Genomic DNA, 15,901 nt, shown 5'->3' with positions numbered 1-15,901 from the left:
CGTGAGGGTAGAGGGTGTGAATCCCCTAGAGGAGTAGGCTCCTCAAACTAAACAACCTTTTCAAGTCGCGCTAACCGCTAGCGACAGAGCGAGGGACTAGCTACGCATCCCAGGGTGTCGTGACTCAAAAAACGTAGTCAATTAAGACTGAGGCTGGTCAGAACGGCTTGTTAGATTTCTCCTTCAAGCCTCATGCCTTTAGGCTGAGGTTCCTGACCTTGTGGTTGGGGTTGTCGGGTGTTGGTCGTTTGTTGTTATACCACAAAACACCGTCAGTCGATTTTAGATTTTAGATTTTAGATTTTAGATTTTAGATTTACTTGCAGCATTGAATCTGGAATCTCGAACAGGAGTCTAAAATTTGGGGTTCACCACGACAGGAGTGGGGGGCTTGTATCCTTTTTGGGGCGGTTCAGGTGCGAAAATGTGTACCCTACTCTCACCGTAAGGTGCTATAAGACCGAACCCTACAAATTCAGAGAAATTCAACTAAAGTCTTTCTAAGAAATTTCGCAATAATTGCTTTCCCGAAGTCGTCAAAATACTTTCCGGGTGAAACTGCACACCTTCAATATGCGGATATTCCCGGTGCCGCACCCCCATAATAGTTCCGTCTTCAACCCAAGCCGTAATTTCCAAAACTTCTGGACAACTCTGCTTTTCAATTACCAAACTGTGATAGCGAGTTGCAATCATCGGCGATTCAACGCCCTGAAAAACTCCGACTCCTGCGTGTTCTACCTGAGAAGTTTTGCCGTGCATCAACACGGGTGCAGAAACAATTTTGCCGCCGAATACTTGACCAATACTTTGATGTCCGAGGCACACGCCTAAAATTGGTAGAGTCGGCCCCAATTCTTTGATTAATTCCAGAGAAATTCCCGCATCTTCCGGCCGCCCCGGCCCTGGAGAAATCACCACTGCGGCAGGCTGCAATTGGCTAATTTCTGCTAAGGAAATTTGGTCGTTGCGGTAGACTTGCACTTCGCGGGCTACGGGCAACTCAGCACCGAGTTCTCCTAGATACTGTACCAAATTGTATGTAAAACTGTCGTAGTTATCGATTACTATAATCACGGCTTAAGTTGGATTTTAGGTTTTAGATTTTAGATTTTAGATTGACTCGCTGCCTGAAAGCAAGGGTTTTAAGATTTTAGATAGATGCCCAAGATAAAAATAGTTGCAATATAGACGAATAAAACTAAAAACCTCCCATTGGTCATCTAAAACCTAAAATTTGCTGAGGCCAATAATTTACTGACGGGCGATCGCAATTTGAACGACTGCCCACAAGGGAGGAAGCAGAAGTGCACTACCGACGATCGTAGCAGCCATTGCCGATACCAGAACCGCTCCCGCACCGCAGTCTTTGGCAATTTTGGCTAGTTCGTGGTAAGATTGCCCGACTGTCAAGTCTACCACCGATTCGATCGCCGTATTCAACAGTTCCATTGCTAAAACTATGCCAATGGTGACGCCGATCACAGATATTTCTACAGGTTTCAGTTGCAAAAATAGGCCGAGTCCGATCGCCAAAGTGCCAATAACAGTGTGAATCCGAAAATTGCGCTGAGTTTCAAAAGCATAACTCAGACCACCCCAAGCGTATCTAAAACTCGTAGCTAAGCTAGATGCGATTTTCCAGGACAGCTCTCGGTTGTATTTCAAGGCTTTTTTAGACTCGTGGACTGTCTGGCTAGTAGAGTCTTGAGGCATGGGCAGAAACTGTGCGATTTGTGATGAAATTGAGGGTCTATCTAGTGTCATAAAGAACCAACTTTAATTTACAGAGATGAATGAAAGCTAAACTTTTCAAATTAACTACATCAAGTCTAGGTAACTTTTCTAAGTTTTTACTAAAGTTTTGGTTTAATTTCAGAAAGTTATGTTGGGCTTGACATGATTTGTTAAATCACCATCAACTTCAGTTATGCTGTTTGGATCGTAAGACCGATCGCCCGCAGCAATGTTTCCTGTCGATCGAGCATTTGAGTCAGACTTTCTTCATCCGGGTGATCCCAGCCCAAAAGATGCAGAAAACCGTGGGCTGCCAGCCAAGCTAGTTCGGTTTTCAGGGGATGTCCTTGCTGCTGGGCTTGTCGGTTAGCTGTATCGATCGAGATGACGATATCACCCAAGTATAAGGGTTCAGATGACTGCATTTCTTCTAGCTGAGGACAGTCTACCTCTAAAGCTGCGAAAGCTAGTACATCGGTTGGTCGATCGAGCTGGCGGTACTGGAGGTTGAGGGCTTGCATCTCCGTATCGGCGGTTAAACGCAGACTGACTTCGTAGCCCGGAGCGACTGGCACATACTCTTCCTGGTTTTCCAGCCAAACGCTAAACCAATTTTCCCAGGTTTCGGCCCAAATCTCCCCGCTGGCTGCACTCTCAGCGAGGTTGGAAGCGTCGGCTGACTCCTGGGCGAGCCCGTAACAGTCTTCGACGTTCACCTCGATTAACATTTTTTTGCTCTCCTGTCAAGGGATATATTCAATTTTTTTACAAATTCCAATTGCGCGATCGAACGGCAGGGGATTTTGCTGTTGCTGGCAAGATACAGTAATCTGTTAGAGATTGCAACAGGCAGGCAGAACAATCAGCTTAACTCCCGATTAAGAAATATCAAAAACATCAGCAGAAATTAGAGGCTGATTGTTAGAATCCCCGATTAAGAATTGAAATATCGATCGAGAAAAGCCAAACCGACGAGTACGCCTAAAAGTCCGATCGCTGTCAAGGCAAAATGAAACAGAGAAGTCGCCCGCTTGCGAACCATGTTCCGCATCGCCAGCTTGACATAACTCGGTGGAGGTGCAGTGTTTGTCGGTGCTGTCGGGGTTTCGGCGGACTCTTCTGAGGCGGGAATTGCTGAGGGAGGTTGACTCATAGTGGTTAGTTTAGAAGGTTAATAGAGGGGCTGCTGAGGATAGCCTCGTCCCGATGGTAACAAATATGTAACGTTTTGTGTAGGATTTTTTAGCTTTTCGATCGCCCCGGGCCCATTAAAGGGGGATTATACCAACAGATTAATGTGCGATCGCCCTGATAATCAATTCGAGATTTTCTTTTCATCTTCAGAGACACAAGGATAAATTAAATTCCCGATCCGTCTTCCTGTGCGCTTTAACAAAAATTTTTAAATTGTCAAGTCGCACAATCAAGCGACACTCATTTGAGTTAACTCAAATGAGTGTCACCAGAAAAAGCGACTGTTAACCAACCGCGACGGGCAGTTATTCATAGATATAGCCACGGAAAAACAGAAACAAAGTTTTCCGGCTAAATAACCCAAGCTAAAAGTTAAATTACTCAAACAAAAACATGGAAGTTTCCACCTTTGAAATCCTCGCCGCACCGATCGCACCTGTGATGGGCATCCCTCCACAACTCATCCCAGTGGCTCGTCGAATCGTTCAGGGATACTTTCTCACCATCTCCAATCTCGAAGCGATCGACTTGCGATATCGGATTGAGTTTACCATCAGCTTACCCGTGCCGGCAAATCCTAATAAAATCTTGCTCAACAACGCTTTCTTAGTTGTTGACGTTGAAGGCACTAACATCGAGGTACCTCTGACTCAGCAGCCAGGAAAACCGAAGGTATATCGCGCATTTTTCACAATACCCGCTCACAAAACTGCATCTGTTCAATTGTTGCCCATTCTGCCAAAAACTCTGACTCCCGGTTTGTTGGAAGTGCGCGGCTATGTCTCGCTATTTGTGCCAGCGCGCTCCATCTTTCCAAAGCCTCAACCCCAAAGCAAGAAACCAGTCAAGGTGTTATTGAATCCCGAAATTCGCGGTACTTTCTTGCCAAACGATTTCCCATCCGAAAATCCCACTTTACCCGACTTCGATCAAATTAATTACACATTAGCGATCGCCAGTGGAAAAGGCTTGAACGAGATTACGCCTGAACCAGGTAAACCAATTATCATCGATTTACCAATTGTTGGCCCAATTTTGGAAGAGTTACGCAACGGTAATTTGGACTTGGCTACTTTGGAAGCAGACAATTCAGAAAAAGCTCAAATGCTCGTGCAACTCCTGGCCCAACTCGATGCCAATGATGTCAATTTGAAAGAGCTAAATACAGTGATGGATAAATTCGATATTCCTGTCAGAATGTCTCGCGGCTAGAACTGTTAAATGGTAAGTAACTGTAGGGTGGGCAATGCCCACCTTACGTTTGATTATAGCGGTTCTCAAAAAAGTGATGTATGCCCACGGAGGCCTATGCCCTATGCCCTATGCCCATGAGTACCTCATCTTTCTGAGAAAGGCTATACGTTTAATTACCCCCACTTATACACTCAGTGAGCTTTATTCAAATGTCGAACTCATTTAAATTTCAGCCTGTTTCTTTTAGTTGGGTGGCTGTTCATCCGCAGCCAAAAGGTATTGTTCAATTTATTGGGGGAACTTTTTTTGGTAGTTTGCCAACTCTGTTTTATCGATATTTTTTACAGCAGTTGTTTGAAGAAGGTTATACCGTAGTTGCTTTGCCATTTAGATTTACTTTTCGCCACTGGCCGATCGCTATTGGGTTATTAAAAGAGCAGGAGATACTGAGAACCGAACTGACCAAAATTGCTCAAAGATTAGGCTATGAAAGCGAAATTTATCAAGAACCATCGAGTTATTTTTGGGTTGGTCACAGTCTGGGATGCAAGTATATTGCTCTTTTAGAATTTTTAAGCGACGATCGGTATCCAAATATTGTGGAGAAATTCTGCGCTCGCCCTGACTACGAACGGATTCAAAGGTTAATCGAAAATCTGGGCATCGACCGACCTTCAATTAAAGGCCAGCCGTCCTTATTAATTGCTCCTGATATCAGCAATACAGAGAGCGCTATTCCAGTGCGATCGCTAGCACAATTATTAGACAAATTCCGCTTAGGAGTGCTACCAACCAGAGAACAAACTCAATGCTTTATTGCTAATAGTTCTCTGTTTAATTTAACAGCAATAATTTCTTTCGAGCGAGATAAAATTGCTGGTTCTATCAATGATATCAACAAAAGTCCCGAAGAACAAAAAAACAGCGATGTACTTTGGCTCGTAGAACAGCTAAGTAATAGAAAGTTGCCTTTATTGAGCGAGGAAATAGAAGGCAAACATTTAGAGCCGATTGGCGTCCAAATCGGTTACTATATTGTTGACCTCAATCCTTGGGATAAATTCATCAAACCCCTGAAAAGGCGCTTTCTTGAATATTGGTCTGTTCATTTTTTGGATGCTTTGAAAAAGCGGTTAGGCCCTTAACTATCGGTTGTTATTTGCGATCGCCCTCTCAATCCTCTCTCCTCCAACAGAGAATCGGCCCAAACAGCATCAGTTTCGGACAGTGGGGGAACTGGTGTGGCGGTGTAATCTATTCTAAAGTCATAGGCGGCGCGATCGTAAACCCCATTTAATAACGCTTGTAAATCTACAATTGGTTCCGCATCACCCGCGCGCAAAGGCAGGGGAAACGGAGGAATCATATCGGGTAAATTGAAAAGGTACAAATCCGCCAAAGGCCTTTGATTTCCGCGACTCACTAAAATTCGATAACTTGCCTCAATATCGTTATCAAAAACTAACATGGGTTGGTAACTTCGCCACAAGTCAATTTCAACCATATGAGTGCGACTACCAAACACCTTTTCTCGCTTTGCTTCATACATTTCTCGCCCTTTTCCAGGGCGCTTATTGGCTGGTGACAGCACTTCAATCACTGTCACAACTTCCCTAGTTGCTGTATCTCGTACCTCTAAATATGCTTCCCTAAATTCCACAGGTACTGGCAGTCTTACTTTCAAAGCTTTCACAGGCGGTGCGGCAACTGCAACATTAGAAGAAGTAGGGTTGGTTGGACTAGGAGAACGCTGCACAGTGACATCAGGAATCCCCACTAATAGGGAATTGTCCCCGCTAAGCTCATAAACTCTTTTTTCAATATCGACGATATATTTTGGCAGCAACTGCGGCACTAATGATTCAAAAATGCTACTAATTAGCAAGTGATGTACTTGAGGCCACAATTCAGGACTTTCTAAATAAGGATTCATCCCTGGAAACGGATTAGGCATTAATCTAGCTCCGGTTAATTTACCTACTTGTATTATCCCCTTAACCCTCTGTCCCGCAACAGAGAATCGGCCCAAACAGCATCCGTTTCTGACAGCGGGGGCACTGCATCGGCTGTGTAATCAATTTCAAAATCATAACCTGCGCGATCGTATACTTGATTAATCAGCGCCTGTAAATCCAGAACCGGCTCTACATCTTCGGGACGCAAAGGCAAGGGAAATGCAGGAATTGTATCGGGAAGGTTAAATAAGTATAAATCTGCGATCGGGCGTTGATTGCTGCGACTGACTAAAACGCGGCAGTCGCTTTTATGGGAATGTCCGAAAACTGGCAAAGGTTCCCCACCTCGCAACAAGTCTATTTCGACTAAATGGGTACTGCTATCAAATATTTTATTTCGCTTATTGTCATACTTTTCTCGACCTTCCCCCCGGCGTTTATTTGCAGGCGAAAGCACTTCAAGAACCGTGACAACTTCCTTGGTTGCCATATCGATTACTTCTAAATATCCTTCCCTAAATTCTTCCGACACTGGGATTCTCACTTTTAAAGGCTGCACAGTTCGGGAAGCGACGGCGACAGCATTAGATGCGATCGCACTTGCGGGAAGGCGTTTCTGTTGGATAGAGACATCAGGAATCGCTACTAATAGAGAATTTTCACCTTTGATTTCGTAAATTCGCTTTTCAATAGCGACGCGGTATTTCGGGCGCAATTGCGGAGTTAACGACTCCTTAATCACACTAATCAGTAAATGATGGACTTCTGGCCAAAAATCAGGATGTTCTAAATAAGGATTCATCCCCGGAAATGGATTAGGCATGAGCGTACTTCCCGTTTACCACTACTATTTTAGCAGCTCAATTAAAAAAACGCAGACAATATCAACATATCATCTGCGTTAATCCGCGTGCATCTGCGATTAAAATGACCTAAAAATTGCCATAACTACTAATAGCCGCCTGCAACCTCCCAATCACTTCATCAACCGAAATCGCCCCCAACTCCCCAGAAGCACGAGTCCGAATATTCAAACTATTCGCCTCAACCTCCTTCGCACCCACAACACCCATCACCGGAATTTTATCCTTCTCAGCATTGCGAATTAACTTGCCCAAACGCTCGCTATCCTCATCAGCTTCAGCGCGAATATTTAGCGCCTTCATCTTCGCCGCCACTTCCTTCGCAAACGGCAAAAACTCCGCGCTGACAGGCAACAACCGCACCTGAATCGGCGCTAACCACAGCGGAAAATCGCCTGCATACTGCTCGATCAAAATCCCGATTAAACGTTCCAAAGAACCGAAAGGAGCGCGGTGAATCATCACCGGGCGCTTGCGAGTGCCGTCTTCAGCAACGTATTCCAAATCAAAACGTTCTGGCAAATTGTAATCTACCTGAACAGTTCCTAATTGCCATTCTCTATCCAAAACATCTTGGAAAATGAAATCGAGTTTCGGCCCGTAAAAAGCCGCCTCCCCAATTCCCTCAAAATAATTCATTCCCAAAGTTTCCACCGCGCGGCGGATTGCACCTTGAGCCTTTTCCCAAGCTTCATCGGAACCGATGTATTTCTCTAAATTGTTCGGATCGCGGAAACTCAAACGCGCCTTAAAGTTTTTCAGTTGCAGACTCTTGAATACTGACAGAATCAAATCCACCACATTCAAGAATTCTGCATCCAATTGTTCCGGCGTGACAAATAAGTGGGAATCATCCACCGTAAAGCCGCGCACCCGCGTTAAACCGCCCAATTCTCCCGATTGTTCGTAGCGGTAAACTGTGCCGAATTCCGCCAACCGCATCGGCAATTCGCGATAGGAACGCAATTCGCTTTTGTAAATTTGAATGTGAAAAGGGCAATTCATGGGTTTCATCACAAAACCCTGTTCGTTTGCTGCCGCTTCCTCATCCTCCGCCATCAGCGGAAACATATCTTCTTTGTATTTCTGCCAATGTCCAGAAATTTTGAACAAATCGACTCTGGCAATGTGCGGAGTCACAACTTGCAAATAACCGCGCTTGATTTGTTCTTGTTTCAAGTAATCTTCTAAAATACTTCTCAAAACAGTGCCTTTCGGCGTCCACAAAGGCAAACCAGGCCCCACAGGATCGGCAAAGATAAACAAGCCTAATTCTTTGCCTAATTTGCGGTGATCGCGCCTTAATGCTTCTTCTTTGCGGTGTTTGTATGCTGCTAATTGTTCGGGAGTTTCCCAAGCAGTGCCGTAAATGCGCTGTAACTGAGCTTTGGTTTCATCGCCGCGCCAGTATGCGCCTGCTAGGCTTTCTAGCTCGATCGCCTTTGGATTCAACTCACGGGTATTTTCTAAGTGAGGCCCCGCGCACAAATCCCACCATTCCTCGCCCACATGGTAAAGAGTAATTGGTTCGATCAAACCTTCTAAAATTTCTAATTTGTAAGGTTCGTTAATCTCCTTAATTCTGCGTTCCGCTTCCTCGCGGCTGACTTCTTCCCGAATTACAGGCAATTTACGGTTGATGATTTTGATCATCTCTTTTTTAATGGCTTTTAAATCCTGTTCCGTAAAAGGTTCGGGAGTGTCAAAGTCATAATAGAAACCGTTTTCAATCCAAGGGCCGATCGTTACTTGCGCCTTGGGAAATAACTTCTGCACCGCCATCGCCATAACGTGGGAGGTGGTGTGGCGAATTTTTTTTAGTGACTCCGACTCACTCGTGCGGGGCAACTCAATCTTAACGGACTCTTCTGGAGCGGACATGGATTCTGAGCTAGACATCGGCTGAATTAGCAATTAATTTAGTGGCAGTTGCTTCTATATTACTCAGATTGGGACAGCAAGCGCCGACTTCCGGTTGGGGGACACCCTGGGAAATTAGGTCATTCTGGGCATGGGGCATTGGGCATTGGGCATTGGGCATAGTTTTTTTCTTTCTTCTTCCTTTCATCCGTTACATCTCACATCTTGCACCATTGTCAAGAACAGGCTTTTCGGCCTGTTCCACAAAGAGTGAATTTTCTTGTGGAACAGGCCGAAAAGCCTGTTCCTAAAAAGCTTATTGAGAATGGTGCAACATCTCAGTTACATCCGTTACATCCGAAGAAAGCGAATCCCTTGCCGAACTTCCTTCTGCTATGAGCTATTGCTAGCGAGTCTGAGCCGATATTGCACAATTTGGGGATTTCGACTCAAAAATCGCTGCTGACACCATTAAATTTATTCACACCCACCTACTAATTGTTGTGAAACCCTTGAATTTTTGTTAAAATTATGTTACAATTTGTAAAGACAGTCTAAGACTATAATAGATAAATAACCCAATTTTGATCCATGCTTAATTCCAACTTGCCCGAACCAGAATTGCTCAAAGCGTTACTGGAACCGCTCTTAGAGGATTTCACTTACTGGTTCGACCGATCGGCAAAACTCTTAGAAACTGAGGAAATTCCCTTTCTCAGCGACGAAGATCAATCTGACTTGCTGGCGCGAGTCCAACAGGCTCAGCAAGAAGTAGGCGCGGCTAAAGCTCTATTTCAAGCAACCGGAGGTCAAGTTGGGATTGAAACAGCAGCACTGATGCCGTGGCACAGACTGCTCGCCGAATGCTGGCAAGTATCGGCGCGCTTTCGCTCATTGCAGTCAGCTCCCCCTGGAAAATAAGGAAGCGAGTTCAAGTTCAACTTGCAGTCAAATCCCCAATCTTGGGAAATGTGGCGGCTGACTTGACAACCTCAAACAGATTTCCAGTTAATAAGTTATCAGAAAATTGGGTTTAAAACCCCGTCCTTTTAGGAAGGCTTTATTTCCAAAAAGTTCTAAAAGTTTCCCAAATAGTACCCTATACTACAAAGAGATACAGGTAGAATAACCGCGAGCATCGAATGGATAACCAACCCCAAAATGACCCGCTTGAGAAACAATAATGTCTCGTGGGTGGCGAAAACCACAAAAACATAGCTAGGGTAGCCATCGCGCACCCATACCAGAAAACTCAAAATCTTAGTAGTTAGATGTACCGTAGGGCATACGGGAACAAAGGGAATGAGCCCTTAACGCTTGGGGAGACAAGCCCTCTGGGACTATTCAAATTAGGCTCGAAGCTTCGTTCAATTGGACGGGTTTTTGGTTTAAATATTGCCGAAGGGATGAATAGTTTAAAGGTATGTCAGTGAACCAAGAATCCCCGCGTTTACGGCCGGGAGTGTCAATACTTGCTGAAACACTTTTGTAAATTGCTGTGTGGCTGTTTAGCCCGGAGGAGAAGATAATGTTGCACCTGCTTTATATTTTAGCTTTTACCGTTCTTGCCTTTCTGGCGGTCGGTAACTTAATCCGCAGTCTAGTCACCGTTGGTATGGAATCCCAGCGCCCTCAACAGTTCAGGGCAAATAATCCCTACGCATCCTATCCTCGCTCTCAATCTGTACCGCATCCAGAACTTTTAGACGAACACGGAAATGTTGTCAATGAGCCGCTGTTAGTGATGCGTTCGCTGACTGTCCAAGACGCCCGCGAACAATTAGATGCTCTCTACAAATCATCTCCGGGCGGCAGCGACGAAGGGGGCGAACTAGCCTGATACAACCACAGCCGCAGCATTTATACTCAGGCGCGATGCCTCAAAAAAATATAGGACTTACACGCTAGGTGTCCGAAGCCCGGTTTATTCATAGATGGTGGGTAAAAACCGGGTTTCTTGGGATCAGTCGTCAAAATAATTGGTCGTTAGTTTTTAACTAATGGCTAATTATTTGCGCTTTTTTAAAGTTTAATTACCGATTAACCAGATCGATCGCCAAAAAGCGATAATTATGGCACTGATATCCAAGAGACCGAGGATAGTTTGACACTCAAGTACAGGGAAACTAGGAATCTTGGCGGGCACGGCCGAGCGAATTTGGGCGAACACGGGGGTACCCCAGGAGAGCGAAACCGATTTCTTTGTACTTTACTTACCAAGTGCTGTAAATCTATCAGATACTGAAGAAGGATCGCTCTAAACCTCCTATCGATCCTGTTTTGTCATCGGCAAAAATGCACGTTTAAGGCTAGATGATCGTCCCTATTTCGCTACTGGCAGAACTTCTGCAAGCTTTGCCCCAACTGCGGGCACAAATTTATTTCAAATCTTCCATGACAGCCCTGTCTCACGCTATGGAAGACTTAGTTTTGGCGGGTTCCGACGACGAACCGCTAGTGATTGCAAGCTTTCAGCGAGAGCGCTTCTACCGCCAGGAAGCTCACCGCTACCGGCGAATTGCCTCACGATCCTCTCAGGTATATGTGCTGGCAGCACCGGAAACTGAGTTTAAAAATTCTTCGGAGTGTCACGAAACTGTGGCGTTTGCACCGGAGGACGGATTAAGTAAAGAGTGGCACTTAGTGGTACTGGGGGAACACTACTCAACTTGCCTGATTTGTCAAGAAAAAATTGTGCCGATCGAAAATCAGGACGAGCGCGGGCCGCTGGTGATGGATCAAGCTCGCAGATTTGAAGGAATTTGGACGTTCGATCGCGAGGTCAGCTCCAAAGCGGCCGCATTGTTGCTCGATAGAATTGTCAATTATCGCCCGGAATTGGCCGAAAAGATCGATCGAGCCCGAACTACTTACAAGCTCAAAACACCGAAAAAAACGAGGAAATCCGCCACTTCCAAAGCCGCCAAACCCGACAAAAGTACGGCAAAAAGCTCAAAAATTCCCAATCCAAAATTGAGCGATGCTTTTACCGAACGCTTAGTCACCTACTTGCAAGCAGGCCAGCACAAACTGCTCAAAGCATACGCCGCCATCGCCGCCCAGGAACGCAAAGAACGCCTGGTAAACTTAATTACAACGGCAATGCGGCAGTCTCTCAACCCACAAGAAATCGTCGAAGTTGCAGTTCAAGAACTCGGCACTGCCCTGTCAGCAAGCCGATGTTTGATTTATCGGTGCAAGACAGCAGATATTGCGGTCAAAATAGATCGCGAGTTTTTGGCTCCGGGCGCTAGTTCCATGCTGGATCAGACTTGGCTGTTGCAGGAAAATCAAATATGGATTGAGGCGGTGGCGCGGCAAGAGCGAGTTTACATCCAAGACACATCACAACACCCGCTGATTGTCAATACAAAATTCCTGGAAAAAATTGTAAAAAATTGGCAAATTGTCTCTTGGTTAATGGTGCCAGTGCTTTATCAGGGGCGGGTTTTGGGAATGGTGGAAATGCACCAGTGCCGATCGACTTTGCCTTGGGAAGAAGACGAAATTGCTTTAGTAGAGGCGATCGCCACCCAACTCGGAGCAGCCTTAATTCAAGCAGAAACCTACGCTCATTTAGAAGAACTCAACCAACAATTAGAAGCATTAGACCGCACTCGCAGCAATCTAATTGCCATCACGGGACACGAACTCAGGACTCCGCTTTCTACGATTCAAGTGTGTTTGGAAAGTTTGAATTCCGAACCAGATATGCCTGCAGAATTGCGGCAAATCATGTTAGAAACTGCCCTCGGCGATGCCGATAGAATGCGGAAACTCGTGCAGGATTTCTTAACTCTTTCTCACTTAGAAAGCGGGCGAGTCCAATGGAATGTAGAATCGCTGACGCTGCAAGAATGCGTTGATTTAGCCCTCAGCAGTGTGCGATCGCGCCACGGAGTCGATCGACAGTTACCGGAAATTATCGCCGAAGTGTCCGCAGAATTGCCTTTAGTGCAAGCTGACGGAGAGTGGTTGGTGGAGGTGCTCTCCAAACTGCTAGACAACGCTTGCAAATTCACCACACCTCAAGGAAGCGTGACCATAAGAGCCAAAAGCAACGGTTCTCGGATGGTGGAAGTGCTCGTAGCCGATACGGGGAGGGGAATCGAGGCGAACAGTTTAAAAGTAGTGTTCGATCGATTTTATCAAGAAGAAGGAGCTTTGCGCCGCAGCGCCGGCGGTACCGGTTTGGGATTGGCAATTTGCAAACAGATTGTTGCCGGCTGGGGCGGTAAAATTTGGGTAGATTCCGCAGGAAAAGACCGAGGAAGTGAATTTCACTTTACTATTCCCACTGTTTAGACTCAATGGATAATAGTTAACTAATCACTCTTAAAGGTGATGTGGCGGGAGCGGTGTTCAGCTTTAAAATAGAAAGTATCAAAGCCGATTCAGGATGCGCTTGCCGTCTTAAACCCGGTTTGGCGACAGAATACCTAGGGAGGCTGCCGAAAATTAATATCAGTTTAAAAAAAGAATCCAACTGTAGGTAAGCTGCAAACCCCGATAGTAATCAGTCATGCCGAATCTAAAATCTAAAATCTAAAATCTAAATTGGTATAAGTCTGCCCTGCACAAGCCGTGACATGGTAAAAGTCGATCGAATCTGTTGAGGCACTGCCGAGGCCAGTGTTGATTCGTGGAAAGTTGAAAATGCAAATGTTTGGCCCGGAAAAAGTTTTTTTCCAGAAGAATACTCAAACCTAGAGGTTAGCAAAATCGATTATGTCACCTACAACCCAGATGAAATCTACTCAACCTATGGCCAAAAAGCCACAACTACAATTAGGTTCCCAAGGTAAAGCGGTATTGGAACTCGAACAACTGCTAACCAAGTTGCAACTTTATAGGCAGCCTGCTAAAGGAATTTTTAACAAAGCCGTTGAATTTTCTGTGAAGCTGTTTCAGTTTCGGGTTTTCTTGTCGCCGGATGGCATTGTCGGGCCGCTCACTTGGCAGGCGCTTTATACTGCAGCTCCAGTTAATATGCCGATACTCAGATTGGGCAGTTCTGGAAAAGCAGTCGCTACTGTTCAGGAAGTTCTCAAAATTTCCCAGCATTATGGCGGTAAAATTGACGGCGACTTTTCTACTTTGACGGACAAAGCTGTTCGCGCATTTCAAAAAAGCTTTGGGATTGAGGCTGACGGGATTGTCAATCAAGAAACTTGGACTGCTTTGAGCCAAATTCCGCGCGGCTATGACCCTAATTCGTTCTTGACTTAGGGTTGACGCGGTAAATTCTTCGATCGTGTGTGGGGGAAATTGGGGGAATGTGCGATTATTCGGGTGCCCACAAGCACCCGAATAATTGCTGTTTTTTTTTGATTATTTTATTGGAATTCGTGCAGCCTAATTTTGTTTTCTAACTTTGGTGAAAATTACCAATTATCAATTATTAATTACTAATTATCAATTATCAGAAAAGATCGATCGCCAAAAAACTGTTAACTTTCCTTACAATTTCTACAGCCGTGTCGCCTCATGATGATACGATGCCGTAAAAATCCTTTGGATATGTTTATGGCAGAAGAACTCACTGGACAACCCCCTCTTTTCGGCGGCAGCACAGGCGGCTTGCTGACCAAGGCGCTAGTTGAAGAGAAGTACGCTATCACTTGGACTAGCCCCAAGGAGCAGGTGTTTGAAATGCCTACGGGTGGCGCTGCGATTATGCGTCAAGGCGACAACTTGCTGCATCTGCCCCGCAAGGAGCAGTGCATCGCTTTGGGTGGCCAGCAACTGCGGGCTAAATTCAAAATCACCAACTACAAAATTTACCGCGTGTTTCCAGACGGTACTACTGAGTACCTGCATCCCAAAGATGGCGTGTTCCCTGAGAAGGTGAACGAAGGTCGTCCCTACAACGGTAAGATTGACCGCAATATTGGCAGCAATCCAAATCCGGCTAAGCTGAAGTTCAGCGGTAAGAAGACTTTCGACCCTTAGACGATGAGTTCATGGCTGAGCAAAACATAGGTAATATTTCCTGTAAGGCTCAGCTTGTAAACTTGTTTTTGCAGTAGTATTCTGGCGCGGGAGGCTAAGCCCGCAGCGCCAAAATACTACTGCAAACTTCAAATATAATTAAAAGTTAATCGTTAAATTAAATAATGAATGTCGCAATCAGGCGAGCGCAGCCTTCTGATATCGATGTTTGCGCTCGCATTAATTATGAAGCTTTTAAAGATATTTCCGATCGCCATCAATTCCCTACAGATTTTCCGACGCTGGAGTTTTCAACTGAAATTATTGGTCTTCGGATCGAAAGTCCGTTGTTTTTTGGCATAGTAGCCGAGAGCTCCGGTGCGGTTGTCGGCTGCGGGTTTATGGACGAACACAACCCGATTCGCGGTATCGGGCCCGTCAGTGTCGATCGAACTTTTCAAGGCCGCGGCGCGGGACGGGAAATCATGAAAGCTTTGCTGGAACGGGGACAGGACGCTGTGGGCATCCGTTTGGTTCAGGAATCTTTTAATATGGCGTCGCTGTCGCTGTACGCTTCTTTGGGTTTTGAGGTGAAGGAACCTTTCGTGTTAATGGAAGGAAAGTTTCGCAGCCAGCCGCAGCATGGGTTTGAGGTGCGACAGATGGCTAGTGAGGATGTTGGTGAATGTACGGCTTTGTGCAAGAAATTATACAGGTGCGATCGAACTAGCGATATTGAGTACGCCATGAATTTCTTTTCTCCTTGGGTTGCTTGCAAACAAGGTCGGATTCTGGCTTATACTTGTGCGGTGTCGGCTTTGAGCCACAGCGTCGCGGAAACTGAGGCGGATATGCAGGCTTTACTGTTGGGGGCAGCCGCGTCGAACTCCGAAGCACAGGTTTCTTTCCACTTGCCGGTGCGTTACGCAAGTTTGTTTCGCTGGTGTTTGCAAGAGGGGCTGCGCGCGCTCAAACCGATGGCGGTGATGGCAGTTGGCGAGTACCAGCAGCCTCATGGCTGTTGCTTTCCGTCTTTTGTCTATTGAGCCCAAGACGGTTAGGACGCTTTTAATCGCTGAAATCCTAGGATTGCATTTTCCTTCTTCCTGACATCCGTTACATCCGTTACATCCGTTACATCCGTTACAGAATCCGTTGCCGAACTTC

General features: G+C 45.7%; 16 protein-coding genes. 8 read left to right on the top strand and 8 right to left on the bottom strand.

The genetic code is table 11. The features are described 5' to 3' along the window. Window positions 1-489 precede the first annotated feature (489 nt). The 4 genes from QUB04_RS15945 to QUB04_RS15930 form a co-directional block, all read right to left on the bottom strand. Window positions 490-1,077, bottom strand: a complete 588-nt coding sequence (locus QUB04_RS15945) for an aminodeoxychorismate/anthranilate synthase component II (RefSeq protein WP_333285717.1) — start codon at window positions 1,075-1,077, stop codon at window positions 490-492. 177 nt (window positions 1,078-1,254) lie between these two features. Further along, window positions 1,255-1,716 (bottom strand): diacylglycerol kinase family protein, encoded by a 462-nt coding sequence (locus QUB04_RS15940; RefSeq protein WP_333285715.1) that lies wholly within the window; start codon window positions 1,714-1,716, stop codon window positions 1,255-1,257. A 212-nt stretch (window positions 1,717-1,928) separates the two neighbouring features. After that, window positions 1,929-2,465 carry an rRNA maturation RNase YbeY gene (gene ybeY / locus QUB04_RS15935; RefSeq protein ID WP_333285713.1) on the bottom strand — a complete coding sequence of 179 codons (537 nt, stop codon included), beginning with the start codon at window positions 2,463-2,465 and terminating at the stop codon, window positions 1,929-1,931. A gap of 206 nt (window positions 2,466-2,671) precedes the next feature. Next, a complete protein-coding gene (locus QUB04_RS15930; protein ID WP_333106650.1) occupies window positions 2,672-2,890 on the bottom strand; it encodes a DUF3285 domain-containing protein in 219 nt (72 codons plus the stop codon). A 434-nt stretch (window positions 2,891-3,324) separates the two neighbouring features. Between QUB04_RS15930 and QUB04_RS15925 the strand changes: the two genes are divergently transcribed. Together QUB04_RS15925 and QUB04_RS15920 are read left to right on the top strand one after the other, a co-directional pair. Beyond that, the gene (locus tag QUB04_RS15925) at window positions 3,325-4,143 is read left to right on the top strand and encodes a hypothetical protein (RefSeq protein WP_333138388.1); all 819 of its coding nucleotides are present in this window, start codon (window positions 3,325-3,327) and stop codon (window positions 4,141-4,143) included. A 191-nt stretch (window positions 4,144-4,334) separates the two neighbouring features. After that, complete coding sequence (locus QUB04_RS15920) at window positions 4,335-5,270, top strand: DUF1350 family protein (protein WP_333285711.1); 936 nt, start codon at window positions 4,335-4,337, stop codon at window positions 5,268-5,270. Here the strand turns inward: QUB04_RS15920 and QUB04_RS15915 are convergent. The 4 genes from QUB04_RS15915 to QUB04_RS15900 form a co-directional block, all read right to left on the bottom strand. Then, window positions 5,267-6,079 carry a DUF4058 family protein gene (locus QUB04_RS15915; protein ID WP_333285708.1) on the bottom strand — a complete coding sequence of 271 codons (813 nt, stop codon included), beginning with the start codon at window positions 6,077-6,079 and terminating at the stop codon, window positions 5,267-5,269. The genes QUB04_RS15920 and QUB04_RS15915 overlap by 4 nt on opposite strands. Before the next feature lie 32 nt (window positions 6,080-6,111). Then, window positions 6,112-6,903, bottom strand: a complete 792-nt coding sequence (locus tag QUB04_RS15910) for a DUF4058 family protein (RefSeq protein WP_333285706.1) — start codon at window positions 6,901-6,903, stop codon at window positions 6,112-6,114. 109 nt (window positions 6,904-7,012) lie between these two features. Further along, window positions 7,013-8,842 carry a threonine--tRNA ligase gene (thrS, locus tag QUB04_RS15905; RefSeq protein WP_333285704.1) on the bottom strand — a complete coding sequence of 610 codons (1,830 nt, stop codon included), beginning with the start codon at window positions 8,840-8,842 and terminating at the stop codon, window positions 7,013-7,015. Next, window positions 8,835-9,011 (bottom strand): hypothetical protein, encoded by a 177-nt coding sequence (locus QUB04_RS15900; protein ID WP_333285702.1) that lies wholly within the window; start codon window positions 9,009-9,011, stop codon window positions 8,835-8,837. The genes thrS and QUB04_RS15900 overlap by 8 nt, the downstream gene beginning before the upstream one ends. Window positions 9,012-9,394: 383 nt before the next feature. Here QUB04_RS15900 and QUB04_RS15895 point away from each other — a divergent pair, with 383 nt between their 5' ends. The 6 genes from QUB04_RS15895 (at window position 9,395) to QUB04_RS15870 (ending at window position 15,780) form a co-directional block, all read left to right on the top strand. Next, a complete protein-coding gene (locus QUB04_RS15895) occupies window positions 9,395-9,724 on the top strand; it encodes a DUF2605 domain-containing protein (RefSeq protein WP_333285700.1) in 330 nt (109 codons plus the stop codon). 607 nt (window positions 9,725-10,331) lie between these two features. Further along, window positions 10,332-10,643, top strand: a complete 312-nt coding sequence (locus QUB04_RS15890) for a DUF2973 domain-containing protein (protein ID WP_333106625.1) — start codon at window positions 10,332-10,334, stop codon at window positions 10,641-10,643. 473 nt (window positions 10,644-11,116) lie between these two features. After that, window positions 11,117-13,108 (top strand): DICT sensory domain-containing protein, encoded by a 1,992-nt coding sequence (locus QUB04_RS15885; RefSeq protein ID WP_333285697.1) that lies wholly within the window; start codon window positions 11,117-11,119, stop codon window positions 13,106-13,108. Window positions 13,109-13,531: 423 nt separating this feature from the next. Next, a complete protein-coding gene (locus QUB04_RS15880; protein WP_333285695.1) occupies window positions 13,532-14,032 on the top strand; it encodes a peptidoglycan-binding protein in 501 nt (166 codons plus the stop codon). Window positions 14,033-14,329: 297 nt separating this feature from the next. Next, window positions 14,330-14,755: a photosystem I reaction center subunit II PsaD gene (locus QUB04_RS15875; RefSeq protein WP_333160170.1), complete on the top strand. Its 426-nt coding sequence runs from the start codon at window positions 14,330-14,332 to the stop codon at window positions 14,753-14,755. Between the two features lie 164 nt (window positions 14,756-14,919). Beyond that, on the top strand, window positions 14,920-15,780 hold the full coding sequence (locus QUB04_RS15870) for a GNAT family N-acetyltransferase (protein ID WP_333285693.1): 861 nt from the start codon (window positions 14,920-14,922) through the stop codon (window positions 15,778-15,780). The last annotated feature ends 121 nt before the right edge of the window (window positions 15,781-15,901 follow it).

Source organism: Microcoleus sp. D2_18a_B4 (genome assembly GCF_036702475.1).
Lineage (GTDB): Bacteria > Cyanobacteriota > Cyanobacteriia > Cyanobacteriales > Microcoleaceae > Microcoleus.
Note: the sequence above shows the minus strand (reverse complement) of the source record. Positions and strands in the feature narration are given on the sequence as shown.

Excerpts from the sequence above, each read along its gene's own strand:
- QUB04_RS15930 (WP_333106650.1), bottom strand. The coding sequence starts at position 2,890 with ATGAGTCAACCTCCCTCAGCAATTCCCGCCTCAGAAGAGTCCGCCGAA.
- QUB04_RS15870 (WP_333285693.1), top strand. The coding sequence starts at position 14,920 with ATGAATGTCGCAATCAGGCGAGCGCAGCCTTCTGATATCGATGTTTGC.
- QUB04_RS15880 (WP_333285695.1), top strand. The coding sequence starts at position 13,532 with ATGTCACCTACAACCCAGATGAAATCTACTCAACCTATGGCCAAAAAG.
- QUB04_RS15900 (WP_333285702.1), bottom strand. The coding sequence starts at position 9,011 with ATGAAAGGAAGAAGAAAGAAAAAAACTATGCCCAATGCCCAATGCCCA.
- QUB04_RS15910 (WP_333285706.1), bottom strand. The coding sequence starts at position 6,903 with ATGCCTAATCCATTTCCGGGGATGAATCCTTATTTAGAACATCCTGAT.
- thrS (WP_333285704.1), bottom strand. The coding sequence starts at position 8,842 with ATGTCTAGCTCAGAATCCATGTCCGCTCCAGAAGAGTCCGTTAAGATT.
- QUB04_RS15925 (WP_333138388.1), top strand. The coding sequence starts at position 3,325 with ATGGAAGTTTCCACCTTTGAAATCCTCGCCGCACCGATCGCACCTGTG.
- QUB04_RS15920 (WP_333285711.1), top strand. The coding sequence starts at position 4,335 with ATGTCGAACTCATTTAAATTTCAGCCTGTTTCTTTTAGTTGGGTGGCT.
- QUB04_RS15895 (WP_333285700.1), top strand. The coding sequence starts at position 9,395 with ATGCTTAATTCCAACTTGCCCGAACCAGAATTGCTCAAAGCGTTACTG.
- QUB04_RS15885 (WP_333285697.1), top strand. The coding sequence starts at position 11,117 with ATGATCGTCCCTATTTCGCTACTGGCAGAACTTCTGCAAGCTTTGCCC.
- QUB04_RS15915 (WP_333285708.1), bottom strand. The coding sequence starts at position 6,079 with ATGCCTAATCCGTTTCCAGGGATGAATCCTTATTTAGAAAGTCCTGAA.
- QUB04_RS15875 (WP_333160170.1), top strand. The coding sequence starts at position 14,330 with ATGGCAGAAGAACTCACTGGACAACCCCCTCTTTTCGGCGGCAGCACA.
- QUB04_RS15940 (WP_333285715.1), bottom strand. The coding sequence starts at position 1,716 with ATGCCTCAAGACTCTACTAGCCAGACAGTCCACGAGTCTAAAAAAGCC.
- QUB04_RS15890 (WP_333106625.1), top strand. The coding sequence starts at position 10,332 with ATGTTGCACCTGCTTTATATTTTAGCTTTTACCGTTCTTGCCTTTCTG.
- ybeY (WP_333285713.1), bottom strand. The coding sequence starts at position 2,465 with ATGTTAATCGAGGTGAACGTCGAAGACTGTTACGGGCTCGCCCAGGAG.